The sequence below is a fragment of the Polycladospora coralii genome (assembly GCF_014773435.2).
Classification (GTDB): domain Bacteria; phylum Bacillota; class Bacilli; order Thermoactinomycetales; family Thermoactinomycetaceae; genus Polycladospora; species Polycladospora coralii.
In genome coordinates this window covers 231,780-249,248 of record NZ_JACXAG020000003.1, presented here as the reverse complement: position 1 = coordinate 249,248, position 17,469 = coordinate 231,780, and the positions used below count along the sequence as shown (strand labels likewise).

The 17,469-nt window shown below is 38.4% G+C and carries 14 protein-coding genes; all 14 read right to left on the bottom strand.

The annotated features are described in order from the left end of the window. Window positions 1-61: 61 nt before the first annotated feature. The 14 genes from secA to IC619_RS09300 all read right to left on the bottom strand — a co-directional run bounded on the left by secA (window position 62) and on the right by IC619_RS09300 (window position 17,305). Window positions 62-2,584, bottom strand: a complete 2,523-nt coding sequence (gene secA, locus IC619_RS09365; protein ID WP_191139611.1) for a preprotein translocase subunit SecA — start codon at window positions 2,582-2,584, stop codon at window positions 62-64. 163 nt (window positions 2,585-2,747) lie between these two features. Beyond that, a complete protein-coding gene (locus IC619_RS09360; RefSeq protein ID WP_191139610.1) occupies window positions 2,748-3,974 on the bottom strand; it encodes a glycosyltransferase family 4 protein in 1,227 nt (408 codons plus the stop codon). A gap of 185 nt (window positions 3,975-4,159) precedes the next feature. Next, on the bottom strand, window positions 4,160-5,236 hold the full coding sequence (wecB, locus tag IC619_RS09355) for a non-hydrolyzing UDP-N-acetylglucosamine 2-epimerase (protein ID WP_191139609.1): 1,077 nt from the start codon (window positions 5,234-5,236) through the stop codon (window positions 4,160-4,162). Between the two features lie 102 nt (window positions 5,237-5,338). Continuing rightward, the gene (locus IC619_RS09350) at window positions 5,339-6,949 is read right to left on the bottom strand and encodes a peptide ABC transporter substrate-binding protein (protein WP_191139608.1); all 1,611 of its coding nucleotides are present in this window, start codon (window positions 6,947-6,949) and stop codon (window positions 5,339-5,341) included. Between the two features lie 173 nt (window positions 6,950-7,122). Further along, on the bottom strand, window positions 7,123-7,686 hold the full coding sequence (gene hpf / locus IC619_RS09345) for a ribosome hibernation-promoting factor, HPF/YfiA family (RefSeq protein WP_191139607.1): 564 nt from the start codon (window positions 7,684-7,686) through the stop codon (window positions 7,123-7,125). A 162-nt stretch (window positions 7,687-7,848) separates the two neighbouring features. After that, entirely contained in the window at window positions 7,849-8,046 is a 198-nt protein-coding gene (locus IC619_RS09340) for a cold shock domain-containing protein (protein WP_191139606.1), read from the bottom strand. Between the two features lie 190 nt (window positions 8,047-8,236). Beyond that, window positions 8,237-8,959: an amino acid ABC transporter ATP-binding protein gene (locus IC619_RS09335; RefSeq protein WP_191139605.1), complete on the bottom strand. Its 723-nt coding sequence runs from the start codon at window positions 8,957-8,959 to the stop codon at window positions 8,237-8,239. A 69-nt stretch (window positions 8,960-9,028) separates the two neighbouring features. Beyond that, on the bottom strand, window positions 9,029-9,697 hold the full coding sequence (locus IC619_RS09330) for an amino acid ABC transporter permease (RefSeq protein ID WP_191139688.1): 669 nt from the start codon (window positions 9,695-9,697) through the stop codon (window positions 9,029-9,031). Between the two features lie 186 nt (window positions 9,698-9,883). Continuing rightward, window positions 9,884-10,672, bottom strand: coding sequence for a basic amino acid ABC transporter substrate-binding protein (locus IC619_RS09325; RefSeq protein ID WP_347239778.1), 789 nt, complete (start codon window positions 10,670-10,672; stop codon window positions 9,884-9,886). A 441-nt stretch (window positions 10,673-11,113) separates the two neighbouring features. After that, window positions 11,114-11,632 carry a ComF family protein gene (locus IC619_RS09320; protein ID WP_191139604.1) on the bottom strand — a complete coding sequence of 173 codons (519 nt, stop codon included), beginning with the start codon at window positions 11,630-11,632 and terminating at the stop codon, window positions 11,114-11,116. Window positions 11,633-11,829: 197 nt separating this feature from the next. After that, window positions 11,830-13,407: a hypothetical protein gene (locus IC619_RS09315; protein WP_191139603.1), complete on the bottom strand. Its 1,578-nt coding sequence runs from the start codon at window positions 13,405-13,407 to the stop codon at window positions 11,830-11,832. Between the two features lie 59 nt (window positions 13,408-13,466). Then, window positions 13,467-13,892, bottom strand: a complete 426-nt coding sequence (locus IC619_RS09310) for a hypothetical protein (RefSeq protein ID WP_191139602.1) — start codon at window positions 13,890-13,892, stop codon at window positions 13,467-13,469. A 181-nt stretch (window positions 13,893-14,073) separates the two neighbouring features. Further along, complete coding sequence (metK, locus tag IC619_RS09305) at window positions 14,074-15,273, bottom strand: methionine adenosyltransferase (RefSeq protein ID WP_191139601.1); 1,200 nt, start codon at window positions 15,271-15,273, stop codon at window positions 14,074-14,076. 304 nt (window positions 15,274-15,577) lie between these two features. Then, complete coding sequence (locus tag IC619_RS09300) at window positions 15,578-17,305, bottom strand: N,N-dimethylformamidase beta subunit family domain-containing protein (RefSeq protein WP_191139600.1); 1,728 nt, start codon at window positions 17,303-17,305, stop codon at window positions 15,578-15,580. Between the last annotated feature and the right edge of the window lie 164 nt (window positions 17,306-17,469).

Here is a 17,469-nt window from a genome sequence, read left to right as displayed (position 1 = left end):
ATACACCTCATCTTTACAATATGCGTGTTTTTGCTCTAATCGCTATAAGTAGCAACCAAAATCATTCATTGCTCTGACAACAATTTTTATACTTCTTACCACTTCCACACGGGCAGGGGTCATTCCGTTTGATTTTATCTGATTTTCTAACCGGCTTTTTGGTTTTTTCTTTGGTTTGCTCTTGTCCCCCAGAAACGGCTTTCGCATTAACCGCTACTTCTTCACGCTCGATCTCTTCGTCTTCCGTCACAACAGACTTCATTACATAACGAACGACTTCTTCCTTGATTTCTTCCGTCAACTGCTCAAACATCGCATAACCTTCAAATTGGTATGCACGCACAGGATTATCTTGACCATAAGCACGCAAGTGAATTCCTTGACGTAGTTGATCCATCGCATCAATGTGATCCATCCACTTACGATCTACTGCACGTAACACGACGACTTTGGTAAACTCTTGCAGACGTTCATTGCCAATCTCGTCCTGTCTCTCTTCATAGTGTTCTTTAACCTCATCCATGATCAGATCGATGATCTCCTGTGAATCTAAATCCTCAAAATCATCATCATCTAAGCGATCTTCCGGTAAGAGATTCCCCTCAACAAAATCTTCAATCGCGTCAAGATCCCATTCTTCTTGTAAATCTTCATGCGTGTGGGCAGAAACAACACGTTCAACAGTATCTTTTGCCATACCAAGTATAACATCTTTTAAATCTTGGCTTAATAATACTTCGCGTCTCTGCTTATATATAATTTCACGCTGTTGACTGAGTACATCATCATACTGCAACACCCAACGACGTGCATCAAAGTTATTTCCTTCCACTTTTTTCTGTGCATTTGCTACCGCCTTAGTAAAAATTCTCCCCTCAATCGGTTGATCTTCAGGTAAGCGAAAGCGTTCCATCATGCCTTCTAAATTTTCACCACCAAATCGGCGCATTAATTCATCTGAAAAAGATAGATAGAACTGGGATGAACCCGGATCTCCTTGTCGACCAGATCGACCTCGTAGCTGATTATCGATTCGACGACTTTCGTGCCGCTCTGTTCCAATTACATGCAGACCGCCTAATTGATCTACGCCAGCTTCAAGTTCGATATCGGTTCCACGTCCTGCCATATTGGTAGCAATTGTAACGGCTCCACGACGACCCGCTTGCGAAATAATTTCAGCTTCACGTTCATGATTTTTTGCATTTAATACTTCATGCGGGATCCCTTTCATTTTTAACATACGTGAAAGTTTCTCAGAATTTTCAATTGAGACCGTACCTACTAGTACAGGTTGTCCTTCTTGATGACGCTTCACGATTTCTTCAATTACAGCTTTATACTTACCATCTTCTGACTTATACAAGACATCAGATAAATCTTCTCTGACCATTGGCCGATTGGTAGGAACTTGAATAACATCCATTCCATATATCTTACGAAACTCTTCTTCCTCTGTCTTGGCTGTGCCTGTCATACCAGATAGTTTATCGTATAAGCGAAAGTAATTTTGTAGTGTAATTGTAGCAAGTGTCATGCTCTCTCTTTGAACTTGCAACCCTTCCTTTGCTTCAATCGCTTGATGTAACCCATCACTATATCTTCTTCCTTGCATCAGTCTTCCTGTAAACTCATCAACAATTAAAATCTCATCTTCACTGACCACATAATCCTGATCTTTTTTCATAAGGACATGCGCTTTCAACGCTTGTTGTATGTGATGATTCAATGTAATATGTTTGAGGTCATACAAGTTATCAATCCCAAGAAACTTTTCCACTTTTTTCGTTCCATCATCTGTTAGTGCAACTTGCTTCGTTTTAATATCTACAGTGAAATCATCTTCGAGCTTTAGCCGTCGTACAACTTTATCAGCTGAGTAATATAAGTCGGTTGCCTTATTTGCTTGTCCACTAATAATTAACGGTGTACGTGCTTCATCAATGAGAATACTATCCACCTCGTCAATCACCGCAAAGTGAAGTTCACGTTGTGTAAGTTGCTCTGGATACAGCACCATATTATCGCGCAAATAATCAAAACCAAACTCATTATTGGTTCCAAACGTAATATCCGCTTGATAAGCAGCACGCTTTTCCTCAGCTGACATCATCGGTAAATTAAGTCCTACTGATAGTCCTAGGAATTGAAAAAGCTGTCCCATCCATTCACAGTCACGCTTAGCCAAGTAATCGTTCACTGTGATAATATGTACACCTTTTCCGGTCAACGCATTTAGATAAGCAGGTAATGTAGATACTAGTGTTTTCCCTTCACCCGTTCTCATTTCAGCAATATCACCGTAATGAAGTACCATACCACCAATGAGCTGCACTTTAAAATGGCGCATGTTAAGGACACGCTTTCCTGCCTCACGAACCACAGCAAAAGCTTCGGGCAATAACTGATCTAAATCTTCACCCGCTTGCAATCGTCCCTTAAATTCATCTGTTTTGGCTTGTAATGCCTGATCTGATAATCCTGACATTGTGGATTCCAAGGACTCGATCTGTTCTGCCGTTGCGATGTATTTCTTGAGTTGACGTTCATTCGAATCAAATAACTTTCGAAGGGATTTTAGCACCTTCACCATCTCCTACCTTGGTCAAATTTCACACGAAAACCAGTTATCATTAACAAATTTCTTATTACCACGAGTTTATCAGAATTACCATGATATTTCACTGAACAAGAAGTGGACACTTCTCTATGGAGTACCAGTGTTACCACCTCTATGCCATTGTCCATCAAGCTTTATTCTTTTGTAGCTTTTGCATAATCTCAAAGAATCGATGGGCTAATTTCTTACGATCTCCTTCTCGGTCAATATATGACCTGCCATTCACTTTAATTTGCTCTAATTGTTCGGGTCTGTAAGTCATGACTTTCTCCATCGAGCTCGCTATACCTTCTGGGTTTTCAGCACCCGCAAAAATGCCCACTTCATTTTTTTCAATAATCTCTCTCACTTCACCATCTACTGTCGAAATGATTGGAAGACCAATGAAGGTATAATCAAATAACTTATTAGGTCTAGCACCACGAAAAACCTCATTGTCAGCCAGTGAAATAATTCCACAATCCGCTGCTTGCGTATAATCAAATATGTCTGATTTAGGTACAGGTGGTAATAGTAAAATTTGTTCCAAGCCCTGCTCTTCTTTTAGCTTAATCAATCTTTCTTTTTCCGGACCATCCCCAATAAGAACAATCTTCATTTTCTCATTAAGAAACTCACCTGCTCGCACTACATACTCTAGCGCGTTAGCCGGTCCATGTGCCCCTGTATAGATCGCCACGAAATCGTCTTCTGCAACTCCCCACTCTTGACGGATTTCTTGACGACGATTCTTTTTCTTGGTCCAAGAGCTGACGACAATCCCATTGGGAATCAGGTCAATTTTATCTTTATTTATACCTTTATCCGCTATAAATTGGCGCTGGTGTTCTGTCAAAACAATAATTTGATCTGCATGATGATATAAAAATGATTCCATCCAGGTAAGTAGCCGGGCAATCCGCTTGTTGTTTAGCCCCCCCATTTTTATTAAGGAGTCGGGCCATAAGTCTCTTACTTCCAAGATGAAAGGACATCTCTTTAATTTAGCCAACATCCATCCTGAAAATGCGGTAAAGAGGTGAGGTGACGAAGCGATCAATACATCCGGCTTACGTTTAAAAATTCCTGTTAGCAGTAACATGAGGGCAAAACTACCCATGTTGATGATTCTTTTAAAGTCATTTGAACGATGTGGAAAAGACCACAGCCACTTCAGTTTTAAGCCCTTAATCCCTTTCACTACATCTTTTTCTTCTTGTGTAACGAATGTCCGTCTCGGATGAACAAACTTTGACAGAAAGAGGGTCACTTCAGCCTCTTCTACTTCTGCCCATTCTTTAGCTAATTCATAATGCCTTGTAATACCAGCGATATTTGGTGGTACGGCATAATGATTAGCAAGCCATATACGCAAGTCAGCCACTTCCTTAATCATGATTTAGCGAAGCCATTCGGTTTCGAATGCTTTTTCCATATGAATCGTCGTGTATTTTGTTCGCCATGCACTTTTGTTTAAAAAATAGCCAAAGCGTTCTAGGGGTTACACAGATTGTCCGCTACGCTAAGCGGCTGCTTTTCGATCATCAACAATTCAGCCTACTATTTTCCTTCTACGAGATCTGCATGAATCTGCTGCACAATTTGATCTGCTGCATCTCCCGTTCCAAAAATAGGATCCACACGCGTAAAATCAACTTCAAACTGAGCTAGGGCATGTAAGATCTTTTCACTGTTGGCACCAACGAGTACGTTCGTCTTTCGTTCAACTGTTTCTGTCCATTCTGTTTCATCGCGCATTGTAATACACGGAACTTGTGCAAAAAAAGCTTCCTTTTGTACACCGCCGGAGTCTGTTAAAATCTTACTCGCATTCGTTTCTAATTGTAGCATATCTAAATACCCTACCGGATCAATACAATTCACGAATGGATTTGTGATGCGTAGATCAAATTGGACTAACTTCCCTTTCGTACGTGGATGCATAGGTAAGATAGTGGGTTGATCTATCTGATTAATGGCTTTTATAATTTCACTTAACCGTGATGGGTCATCTGTATTTTCGGCACGGTGTAGCGTAATTAATAGATAAGCACCTGCTTTAAGATCTAATCGTTCTAATATCGTTGATTTTTCCTTTGCTAATGCACCATTATAAATCACAGCGTCCAACATCACATCGCCGCAAAGGTGGACACCTTTTTGAATGCCTTCACTTGCCAAATGATTTACCGCTGTTTGGGTGGGACAAAATAGCCATTTCGACACATGGTCAGTAAGTACACGATTTACTTCTTCCGGCATACGTCGATTAAAACTGCGTAACCCCGCTTCAACATGTGCGACTGGAATATGTATTTTAGAAGCAGCAACCGCACCCGCAAGAGTAGAGTTGGTATCTCCATAAACAAGTACACAGTCTGGTTTTTCTTTTAGCATGACTTCTTCAATTTTGGTTAACATCTCACCGGTTTGAGCTCCATGTGATTTGGAACCTACATGCAAATGGTATTCAGGGATCGGAATATTTAATTCTTCAAAAAAAACATCTGACATCGCTTTGTCATAGTGTTGTCCTGTATGTACCAGCACTTCTTCATAAGATTTTCTAATCGCTCTAGATACCGGAGCAGCTTTAATAAACTGTGGTCTCGCTCCTACAACTGTAAGTATTTTCATAACAAACCCCCATTTTCATATATCCTAGTATACAAGGTTATTTCTTAGAAATGAATGCATAAAACACTTTCATTTGTAATTTCACCAACCATGTACCTATTTCTATGATTTAACTTTCTTATCCACCCATTTCAAACTATAATCAGGACCAAATGGATGACGATAGAAGTTTACAACATCAGGATTCTGAAGATACGATTCGTTAATATAATAAAGCGGAACGATCGCCTGACCTTCTGGAGACGAAATAAGTAATTTTTCTGCCGCTATCAAGTGTTTAATTCTTTCCTTTTTACTGGTAGCCTGTTTAGCTTTTTGCAGCAAGCTATCGTATTCTGTATTGGCGAAGCTGATATGATTTAAGCGATTACTCTTGGTCCAAGCCTGTAAATAGTTCATGGCATCATCATAATCTCCTCGCCACCGAGTAACGGTCATATCAAATTCATGACGATCTGTCAGCTTATGTTTTTCTCCACTTATGGGAGAGTTGAGTAACACAGTAAACCCTAACACATCACGCAGCTGCTTTTTGATCTCGATAGAGACGTATCGACGTGAATCATCATACCCTAGCAACTGAATATCCTCTGGTGCTTCAGTCAACTGTAGTTCTTCTAATCCCAATTTAAATTCTTTTTGGGCTTCTTTAATATTGAATGTTATCAGTTCTTTTCCTCCTGCCATCTCTCGATAAGTCTGATTATCTACGCCTGAAATAGACGGAGGAACAATCGATCCAGCAGGTTCAGATCCATCTTTCAAGATCTCATTTACAATTTGATCACGATTAAGTGCCAATGTAACCGCCCGCTTAATATGTTTATTTGCTAAAAACTCATTTTTTTGATTGAGTAACACATACTGAACGCGTGCCATATCTACGCGTAAATAACCTGGAGAACCTTTAAAAGCATCAATAAATTCTTGATCTAACTTTGTCGCATCCACTTCTCCACTTTGATAAGCTTGAATCCCTTTTTCGGTATTTTTTATGGTTAAGATTTCTACCTGATCGATGTTAACCGTGTCAAAATCCCAGTAATACTCATTTTTCTTTAAAATCATTTTTTGTGCATCCATCGACATGATCATAAAAGGACCACTGTATACTTCGATAGAATTGGAGCCATACTCATCTCCGTATTTTTCTACAATTTCTTTACGTTGAGGTTGAAAGATCGGAAGTGTGAGCATACTTTGAAAGTGAGGAGCAGGTTGTTCAAGTGTAACCTTTAAGACTTGATCGTTCTCTACTTTTATGCCTACTTCCTCTACTTTTACTTCTCCTTTATGATACGCTTGTGCATTTTTTATATCAAAAAATATTCGTGCATTTTTAGCATTCGTTTGTGGATTTATTGCTTTTTCCCAAGCATATTCAAAGTCTGATGCATGGACGCTCTCACCATCACTCCATTTGGCATTTTCACGTAAATAGAATGTGTATTCCAATCCATCATCGCTTACCTTTACTTTCTCTGCTAATCCGTATGTAGGTTGATGATCTGCACCCAATCTCATTAATCCTTCTCCAACATTGTTTAAAACATTAATAGAAGATGTATCTGTTGCTAACACACTATCTAGTGTTACCACATTTGTAGACTCTACAAGTCGAAGCCTCTTTTCTTCTGTATCTCCGCTCATCACATTGCAACCTGCTAAGAAAAATATTAAAAAAATGAATGAAATGCTTTTTTTCCAATGCATCTATTCCTTCCTCCTCTGAACCTGTTGCCGATATAATTTAGTCTGCCCTTAATACTATAAGGGATTACCGCTATAAAAAAAATATATTTCAATCTCAAAATGATATTTAATTATTTAAAAATACAGGGAGGTTGCCATTTTTGGCAACCTCCCTGTATTTTTAAGATTCATTTTTATTCTGGTTCAATCAAACCGTAACGACCATCTTTACGTTTATATATGATACTAACCTCATCATTGTTTGCATTCGAAAATACAAAGAAGTTATGACCCAATAGATCCATTTGTAGAATGGCTTCCTCGGGGACCATAGGTTTTAAATTAAAGCGCTTTGTTTTCACAATTTCAAACTCATCATCTTCTTCGTCTATCACAGCCGTAGAAGTAATTTGTGTTGATGCTTGTTCAATCCAATCCTTTCGATTACTGGCATCTTGACGCGCCTTGCGATTCACTTTCGTTTTATATTTACGAATTTGTCTCTCAAGCTTCTCAACAACATTGTCAATACTTGCATACATATCACGACTAGATTCTTCAGCTCTGACTAGAAAACCTGGGAATGGGATTGTAACCTCAACACGATGTTCTTCTTTATTGATTACACTTAGTAAGATTTGGGCTTCAGCTGCCGGAGGTGAATCAAAATACTTCTCCAAACGTCCTATCTTTTTTTCAACATAGTCGTGGAGCGGCTCAGTTACTTCGATGTTATTTCCACGGATGACATATTTCATATTGAAATCCTCCTCCCGCTTTCTACAGTATTTATTCCCTCTTTTGAAGAAAATACCTGCAAAATTGTTACAGAAAACAAAAGGAAAATCAAGGAAAAAAACATAAAAAAAACTCCCCATGTACATGAACTGGGGAGAAGTGTTTCGTTATATAAAGGCCACTTAGCTTTTAGTAACGTTAGCAGCTTGCGGTCCACGAGAACCTTCAACGATTTCAAACTCTACTGATTGACCTTCTTCTAGTGATTTGAAACCATCCATTTCGATTGCGGAATAATGTACGAATACATCTTCTCCACCTTCGCGCTCAATGAAACCGTAACCTTTTTCTGCATTAAACCATTTAACTTTGCCTTGCATGAAACACAACATTCCCTTCATGATATGGTGCAAAAATTTAAAGAGTTTATACTCTTAACGAAATAATATTACCAAAAAATAGACGCAAATGCAAGTGAATCAAACTTAATCTCATATTTATTTCACGATTGGCATGATTTCACGGCATAAACTGTCGTGTAATTTAGTTAATCGCCACTACTGATGGTTACTATAGTACTTTACTCAAAAACTCTTTCGTACGTTCTTGTTTTGCATTTGTAAAAACTTCCTCTGGAATATCATCTTCCACAATAAGACCTTCATCCATAAATATAACACGATCTCCCATCTCGCGAGCAAAGCCCATTTCATGTGTGACAACGACCATTGTCATCCCTTCTTGGGCGAGTTGTTTCATAACAGCTAACACTTCACCCACCATCTCTGGATCGAGTGCTGAAGTTGGTTCGTCAAATAACATCATTTTAGGTTGCATTGCGAGTGCACGTGCGATCGCAACACGTTGTTTTTGTCCTCCCGATAAGGATTCTGGATAAGCATTTGCCTTATCTTCTAATCCTACTTTAACCAATAACTGAAGTGCTAATTCTTCAGCCTCTGTTTTTTTCATCTTTTTCACCTGGATCGGGGCAAGTGTAATATTATCAATTACTTTCTTATGCGGAAACAACTCAAATTGTTGAAAAACCATACCTACTTCTGTTCTCACTTGATTGATATCAACATCAGCATCCGTTAAATCAACATCTCCAATTTTTACATTCCCACTCGTTACTGGCTCCAGTAAATTTAGACAACGTAAAAATGTACTTTTTCCTGAACCGGATGGACCAATGACACACACGACCTCCTTCTCTTTTATTTCTGTTGTTATTCCTTTTAATACCTCATTTTTGCCGAACTTCTTATGCAAATTATTTACCTGAATCATTATTTTCACTCCTCTTAGCAACTCGTGCACAAGCCTGTCGATTGCATGGCTTTACCCTATGGAACGTCATTACTGACTCGTGCTATACCTCCGCTCTAAATAAGCAACAATTCTGGATAGGATATAAGTTAAGAAGAGATACATCACACCCGCTACAATATAAGGTGTCCACACTTCAAAAGTATTTTTAGAAGCTGTCGAAGCCGCATAAGTAATTTCATGTACAGCAATCACCATAACAAGTGAAGAGTCTTTCATCAATGCAATAAACTCATTTCCTAACGGTGGAAGCATTCTTTTAAATGCTTGCGGTAAAATCACAAATCGCATCGCTTGCGCATAACTCATCCCTAGAGAGCGGGCTGCCTCCATTTGTCCTTTATCAATAGACTGAATACCACCGCGAAAAATTTCAGCAATATATGCGCCAGCATTTAAGGATAATGCAACAAACGCTGAAGTAACACTACTAGGTGCGTCTAAGCCAACTAAGTCAGCTAGCGTAGGCAATACAGCTTTATGAATCGCTAATATTTGTAATAATAGCGGCGTTCCACGAAAAATATCCACATAAATCTGTGCAGGCCTGATCAGCCAACGATTGCCAGAAACTCTCATCAATCCTAATATAAGTCCAATGATTAGGCCAAAAATAATACCAACGGTTGTTAATTGAATCGTTAAAAAAAAGCCTTCTATAAAATATCCTTTATAATCTACTACTACTGACCAGTCCATATTAAAGTTTTCTATGAACCAGTTGTTTATATCTCCTAAATTCACTTTTTTCACATCCCTGGTAACGAGTCGCATGTTTTATATTGCTATCTAAACTTATACACATGTTATCCACAAGTAAAAAGATACTCCCTATATCTAGTCGATATAAGGAGACGAATGATCTTTCTTTTAAATTGATCTCACTTACTCTGCTCCAAAATATTTTGCATAAATTTTGTCATATGTTCCATCTTCTTTAATTTTTTTCAACCCTTCGTTTAACTTATCTAGCAACTGGGTGTTTCCTTTTTTCGTAATGATGCCATAATATTCCGGTTCAAAAGAAGCGTCCTCAATCACTTTAAATTTATCGCTCCCTAGTTTTTTAGCATACTCTAACAACACACCATTATCTGCTACAACTGCATCAAGTCGCCCCAGCTTTAAATCTTCTATTGCACTTGGGGTATCATCATATCCTTTTAGGTTTTCGTATGTTTTACCAAATGCTTGTTGTACGACGACTTCTCCTGTAGTAGCAGATTGCACACCAATATTCTTACCTTCTAATCCTTTTAACGATGTAACAGTAGAGTCCTTAGGTAATAAAATAACTTGTTTAGCTTCAAAGTATGGTTCTGTAAAATCATATTTCTCCTTTCGCTCATCTGTTATCGTAATGGCAGAGATCCCTGCATCAATTTTACCGTTGTCTATCCCATAAAAAAGAGGATCCCATCCCGTATTCTCAATCGTATATTCCAATCCACTCGCTTTAGCTATCGCATCCAAAACTTCAATATCAAAACCTGTTATATCACCGTTTCCTTCTTGTTTTTCAAATGGTGGATACGCAGCATCTGTACCTATTTTTATCGTATCCATTTTTTCACCTTTTGATTTGTCTGTATCTGTCGCTTCATTATTTCCACAACCAAGTGCTGTGAAAGAAAGTGCTCCTATTAATAGCATTGTTAATCCTAGTTTACGCACAATAAATCCCCTCTTTTCCCTATTTTTAATTTTTCGTCAAACATGTCGATTTGTACGATTTATCCATACAATTCGATAGCACTGATTTGGGTGATTTGTAACTACTGCCTTTTCATACACATTCTCGCATTAAGACTTTCTTTGGCCAAGTGTGTTGATTTTCATTATTTCCCCATTTACTTGACGCGTAGCTGAACAGACTGCTCTGCCCAAACTCCCTATCGTTTAAACCGGTTGTCCGCTTCTTCCTTCTGGTTTGCATAGACATTTCCGCTCAAAATACACTTCCTAAGTTTGGAACATCAGCACTACTGTTCATAGGCAATCTAATGAATCTCTAAAGTTTAAATTAATTATACACATAAAAGCATATTTATTCAAAGTTAATTCTTTACATACAATACACTTCCTGAATTGTACACCGCTACTTACGCTTCACTTTCATCTTGCAAACGTTATGGCATATACATGTTCAGCACCTTGATCTTTCAGCACCTGTGTACAAGCTCGGATAGTAGCACCTGTCGTATACACATCATCAATCAGTAACACCGTTTGTTTTGAAAAAGCAAACTCCATATCTTCACGCCCAATAAATACGCCCTTCCCTATTTTCAGTCTCTCTACTCTATTTTTTTTGCTTTGGGCCTCACTTGGTGTTGTACGAGCAAGCAATGCGTACATCGGAACGCTAATTCGTTTACTAATTTCAAGGGCCAACAAGTGAGCTTGATTGTATCCCCTTTGTTTTTGTTTGTTCTCATCCATAGGAACATATGTCACACAGCCAAACTGAACTTGCTTGTAATGATTGTAAATCGTCTCTGCCATCATTAAAGCCATTGGACGCGCTAATACTTCCATCCCGTTATACTTAAACATATGTAATTGCTGTCTCGTAAATGTGGTATATCTCACAGAAGATCGATTTTTAACCCGTTCAAAATACGCAACTTGCATACAATCCTGACAAATCCCCTTGCTACTCCTGCTTATGCCTCCGCAATAGATGCACTCCACTTCGTGAATGAGCTGAAAATTGCGGAAACAACGATTACACACCATCCTTTCTATGGGTTTTTTTGCATACAAAGCGGTTACATTCTGACAAAAGAAGCATTTGCGATGACTTGCAAAAAATGTAGACCACCAGCCCCTCATTTTCTCTTCACCTTTTTATATTCAAATCCTCTTTTTTCAGCAAAATAATTTTGTATTTTTATTTGTTGTATTAGTTTCATTAGTTTAATTGTTTTCTCATTGGAAACCAAATATAATCTACCCCTTCTGACACAGCTGGCCAAATGAAACAAACGAGCATCTGAATACTGAGTAGATTCTGCTTCTATCACTACAATATGCGTATACCTCTTAACCGCATGCTTCATTACAGGAGCTATCAGAATCGAAATCAAATTGCTTTTCTGCTTGTCTAATTGTTGGAACCACGAAGACAGCATATGACCCGCTCTTTCATTCCTGACGATAAATAAGAGACTGTCCGTTCTTTGCATACTTGAAATGATTTGCCGGAACTGAAAGATTTCTTGTTTTCGATATAGCTTGTCCTTTAAGTTGTTTACATAAACCAAACGAGGAACCGTTACAGGTTCTCCATGGTAACGCGCTGCAATATGTATCCAATCTTGTTTAACATCACGGTGGATTTTATGAAATTGATACGGTTTCGTATTCGTTAGAAAGATGGTTTTGGCTCTCTCTGTACAAGTTCGTTTGATCACCTGCTGTAAAGCAAAATCATCAGACATTCTTTGTGCATACACAGAATCTACGATGATTACATCAAAAAAATGATGGAACCGATATAGTTGATACTTCGTAACAAGATAGATTTGTGCCCTATCCCAGTATCTGTATTCGTTATCTCCCCCGATCGCGCAAATTGATGTTTGCGTTAACATTTCGCTTAGTTGTTCGTATTTCTCTTTTAAATGGTCAACATGAGCAATCACCCAACCAATCACTTTGTTCTTTTTTAACATTTCAAGCAAGGCATAGATCAATATGGTTGTTCTTCCGGAATCGACAACACTCCATAAATGTAGTTTTTCTAACTCACTATTCAAAAATAATTGTATTCTCGCTACTGCGTGTTCTTGCAATGGCGTGATTTGATATGAAATAGATAATTGTGTCTTCTTATTCTCTGCTTGTTTTATGTCATTCTGAAAAATGTAGACAGGCTGACACGATTTACTTTCACCTATCTTGAGACAGCGCATACACCTCACGCAAGTATTCTCACATAACTTACACGTTGCATTGACGATATCCTTATATCCACTCTTACAGCGGCTGCAAAACCACCTCATACGCGCCCCTTCCGTTACGACTCCTGAGACCAACTTCACTTTTCCTTCTAATTGTGCGAGCTGTAGGATGTCGTTTAATAGCGCAGGAGGGATCTTTCCATTCTGTATGACAAAGTGTTGAATTTCAGCATACTTTAACATCCTGCCTTGTAGATAATGCAATAGATCGTCAAGACCGCTTTTCACAAGATCCATTTGTATTTGTTGTAACATTATTTTTTTAGTATGTAGAGCAGGCAGCTCCTTTTCATTTTGAATCACGCTTACGTCAGCAAAAAATTCAGTTGTGCCCAGATAGATAACCGCTTTATTTTGACGTTGCCAATATAGGATATCCGTTGCGAGCGAAATACTGAATTGTATTTCATTTTCCCCTGCAAGTCGATAAAAATGATAATCCATCGTATATCCCTCGTTTTCGTCTGAAAGTCAAGCTAACAACCTAGCTTGACTTTCAGCGGTTATGCGGAATCTTTCTCTTTCCTTTTTTTGGACTCTCCTTTTCGCAAATCCAAGACGATCCACTTCTCCTTCAATTCTTGTGCTGTTAGCCAGCCTTGTATCGCGTCATCTGCATTTACATGATTATGAAACTGAATGATTTCCAAATTATCATATCTTTGCTGTAGTCTTTTTAATATATCTAAAGTGTCATCTACAGATCCGGTATCAATACAAGTTATGGTTCCTTTTCTACCCCGTGCGTGGTTCCAAAAATGATAAGAACGAATGGTCCATTCTATGGCATGCCCGCTATTTTCGACAAGCACGACCAAATGTACCGCTTTATTGTGATAGTATTTGCCAAAATACCGCGAAAGTGTTTTAAATAAGAAGAACATGACGAGATAAAGAGCTATCCCCCACAATACCCAGTACTCCATCATTTCGCTCCTCCTTATTTAAATCATATGGTAATTAAACCAATCGTGTGACTCGAATCAACACTTAATAATACTATTTTATCACAATATTGCATAAATAATTTAACCATGTCATTTTTTTTGAAATAAATTTGAGGATACATTTAAGCCCCTCCTTCTATTGATCAAAAGGAGGGGCTGTCTTTTAAATTCCTGCTTCTGCTTTTAGTTGCTCAGCCTTATCTGTTTCTTCCCATGGCAATTGAATATCCGTACGGCCAAAATGACCATAGGCAGCTGTTTGACGATAAATCGGACGACGTAGGTCTAGTTCACGAATAATACCCGCAGGACGTAAATCAAAATTACGTTCTACCAGTTCTACTAATTTACTTTCTTCTACTTTTCCTGTACCAAATGTTTCTACACGTATCGAGACAGGTCGCGCAACTCCGATCGCGTAAGCTAACTGTACTTCACATTTATCAGCTAATCCAGCCGCTACAATATTTTTGGCGACATAGCGTGCCGCATAAGCGCCAGAACGGTCCACTTTTGTCGGATCTTTTCCAGAAAAAGCTCCGCCACCATGACGTGCATAGCCACCATAAGTATCTACAATAATCTTACGGCCCGTTAACCCCGCATCGCCTAGTGGACCCCCAATGACAAAACGTCCGGTCGGATTAATAAAATAATTGGTTTTGTCGTCGATCATTTCTATTGGTGCTACAGGTTCAATCACATGCTTTTTAATATCAGCTTGTATTTGTTCTAATGTAACCTCTTCTGCATGTTGCGTAGAGCAAACAATGGTTTCAATGCGAAGTGGTTTATCATTCTCATATTCAATTGTGACCTGGATTTTGCCATCCGGTCGTAAGTAGGATAGCGTGCCATTTTCACGGACTTCATGTAGTTTTCTAGCTAATTTATGTGAAAGTGCAATGGGTAAAGGCATAAGCTCTTCTGTTTCATTGCATGCAAAGCCAAACATAAGCCCCTGGTCACCAGCACCGATCGCTTCGATCTCTGCATCAGACATCGACCCTTCACGTTTTTCAAGTGCTTGATCAACACCTTGTGCGATGTCTGAGGATTGCTCATCAATTGAAGTTAAAACGGCACATGTTACAGCATCAAAGCCATATTTAGCCCGGTTATACCCAATATCATTAATCGTCTTACGAACAATTTTAGGAATATCTACGTAGCAATTGGTGGATATTTCTCCAGCAACTAAGACTAAACCGGTAGTTACCGTTGTTTCACAAGCTACCCGTGCATTAGGGTCTTTCGCTAAAATGGAATCTAAAATCGCATCTGATATTTGGTCACTGATTTTATCGGGATGACCTACGGTTACGGACTCTGAGGTAAATAAAGAACGTTCAATATCAGCCATATTGTTGCCTCCTTGTATCGCTAATCTGTGCAAATAAAAAATCTTTCCATTCATGGAAAGAGTCTTTTCTATTGTATGCACTTGAGTTAAGTGTCATATACAGTCTAATATACCGCATTAAAAATATAAGACTCCACATCATCAATAGAATAACTCATCGAAATCGTAAATACAACAAAATAATGTATGTTTAATCGGGATTATATATTTCCCATAAGGCCACATTGGTTATAATAGAAACTGATACAACTGATGTGGCATGATTCATATGGGAAATCACGCAAATCAATACACCTGGTTCAAATTATGATAAGTCTGATTTGCTTTCTAATGTATAACGGTTCATCACATTCTTCACCATTTGAGATAGCTTATCATCTACCACTAAACTACCACCAAAGGTAACTGAACCTACCGAAAACACACCGCCACCCCCAGGGTGATCATAATAGACCATTTCGGCTCCCCCATCTTCCGGATTGGTCCCTTTAGCTAGCAAAATCAGGTTTTTAGGTGAAAATTCGTTTCGTTTATCTGTTTCATGCCCAGAAGCTCCTCCACGATTTAAACCTTCTTTACCGATTTCATCTCCGTTCTTAAGATTCGTTCCATCGAATATCCAATGATCTGCCTGCTTCACTTTATAGGGATGAAAAGTGTTAAATCCTGTGGGTGTATATCTCACACCTAATAAACCGGCTTCGGATCTGCCAATACGGTTCCATAAGCCCCCTCTTTCATCATTTAACACATGATAGCCAAAAGCCTTACGCACTTCCAATTGATTATCCTTAACAACACTCTTCCAATATACGCCGTTTCCTGAAAGGTATAGTAAATTGCCACCTTGATTCATAAAGTCTTCCAAAGCATTATACATTTCTTCAGTCCAGTACTCACCGTGGGTGTTAATAATTAATGTACCAAAATGACTTAATAGGTCTTTATCCGTATGCAAGTCAGAATCTGCAATCACATGAAAATCATATTCATTTTCCTCTAACCAACTCAAAATTAACTTCTCAGCATTAGCCAAGTGTATAGGATCACCTACAGGAGATGCTTCTATATTGGGACGTTGTGAGTTCACAATTTGTGCATATAAAGGGCTTACATGATCATTGACAAAGTATTTATATAAAGAAGCACCACCCCAGGTGTTATATGCTGTCCAAGTATTCGTTGAAGATAAAACCGCAATTCTTTTTTTCTTTTCACCTGTATAACGAGATGATTTAATATTAAATGAAATATAAAATTCTTTTCCTGACTGATCAAACAATCGTGCACCGTACAGTCCTGTTCGCCATGAATCTGGTACTCGATATGAATAAGACGTCTTCCAGTTAGCTCCATTACGATAAACATATCTTGTATAATTTTGTTTTATCCCTTTAATGTTTTCAACGCGATCAACTACTTTTTCTTCTTTTCCATATCTTACAAACTCAATCCCAAATCGTCCTGTTGGGGCATGTACTTTAAGCTCTATCTCTTCTCCAGCACGATAACTCAATTGGGGTACATACCCTTCTATATCATGCTCATTTTCTACGACCGGATCAGTTCCTTCTTTCACATCAATCCAAATGTCTTCTAAAGCGTATTTTGGATTGGACTCCTTTTGTTTCACATCCACATATACACGATCTCCAATAATCATTTCTGGAGATATATTCATTTGGATGATATATTCATCGTTCTCGCGTTCAATCACTTGGATTTCAAGTTCCCCCTGTTCTGGATTTAACGGTTTCCCTTCGACAAGAACATCACCTTTTTTCGTGATTACATTTAAGGTAAACTCTTTAGGCGCACCACCAACAAATTTTAAGTTTATAAAAGATAAGCTAGCCTTTGCAGGGTCAGTAACTGTGTAACGCACAGACTCCCCTTCAGGAAATATTTGGTATGATAGATTTTTGATTTTCTTTGTGACATATCGAGCAGGTGCTGTTTGAGAAGCTAGTACAAAGGTCACAGCTGTTAAAGTAAAGGCAGCAGCGCCTTTTAAGAAATTTCGTCTATCCAATTGGTTTCCTCTCCTTTAAGTATCTACCCTGTAATTCAATACATTTTTTTGGCATTTTATTTAAATGTTTTAGCATGGATTAGGTTTTATTCGTATATTTTATCACGACCATCAGGTTGACTAGAACACTTCACTCTATCATATCAAAGTAACTTATGATTTCA

Excerpts from the sequence above, each read along its gene's own strand:
- wecB (WP_191139609.1), bottom strand. The coding sequence starts at position 5,236 with ATGAAAATACTTACAGTTGTAGGAGCGAGACCACAGTTTATTAAAGCT.
- IC619_RS09350 (WP_191139608.1), bottom strand. The coding sequence starts at position 6,949 with ATGCATTGGAAAAAAAGCATTTCATTCATTTTTTTAATATTTTTCTTA.
- hpf (WP_191139607.1), bottom strand. The coding sequence starts at position 7,686 with ATGAAATATGTCATCCGTGGAAATAACATCGAAGTAACTGAGCCGCTC.
- IC619_RS09340 (WP_191139606.1), bottom strand. The coding sequence starts at position 8,046 with ATGCAAGGCAAAGTTAAATGGTTTAATGCAGAAAAAGGTTACGGTTTC.
- IC619_RS09335 (WP_191139605.1), bottom strand. The coding sequence starts at position 8,959 with ATGATTCAGGTAAATAATTTGCATAAGAAGTTCGGCAAAAATGAGGTA.
- IC619_RS09330 (WP_191139688.1), bottom strand. The coding sequence starts at position 9,697 with ATGGACTGGTCAGTAGTAGTAGATTATAAAGGATATTTTATAGAAGGC.
- IC619_RS09320 (WP_191139604.1), bottom strand. The coding sequence starts at position 11,632 with ATGCAAGTTGCGTATTTTGAACGGGTTAAAAATCGATCTTCTGTGAGA.
- IC619_RS09315 (WP_191139603.1), bottom strand. The coding sequence starts at position 13,407 with ATGGATTATCATTTTTATCGACTTGCAGGGGAAAATGAAATACAATTC.
- IC619_RS09310 (WP_191139602.1), bottom strand. The coding sequence starts at position 13,892 with ATGATGGAGTACTGGGTATTGTGGGGGATAGCTCTTTATCTCGTCATG.
- metK (WP_191139601.1), bottom strand. The coding sequence starts at position 15,273 with ATGGCTGATATTGAACGTTCTTTATTTACCTCAGAGTCCGTAACCGTA.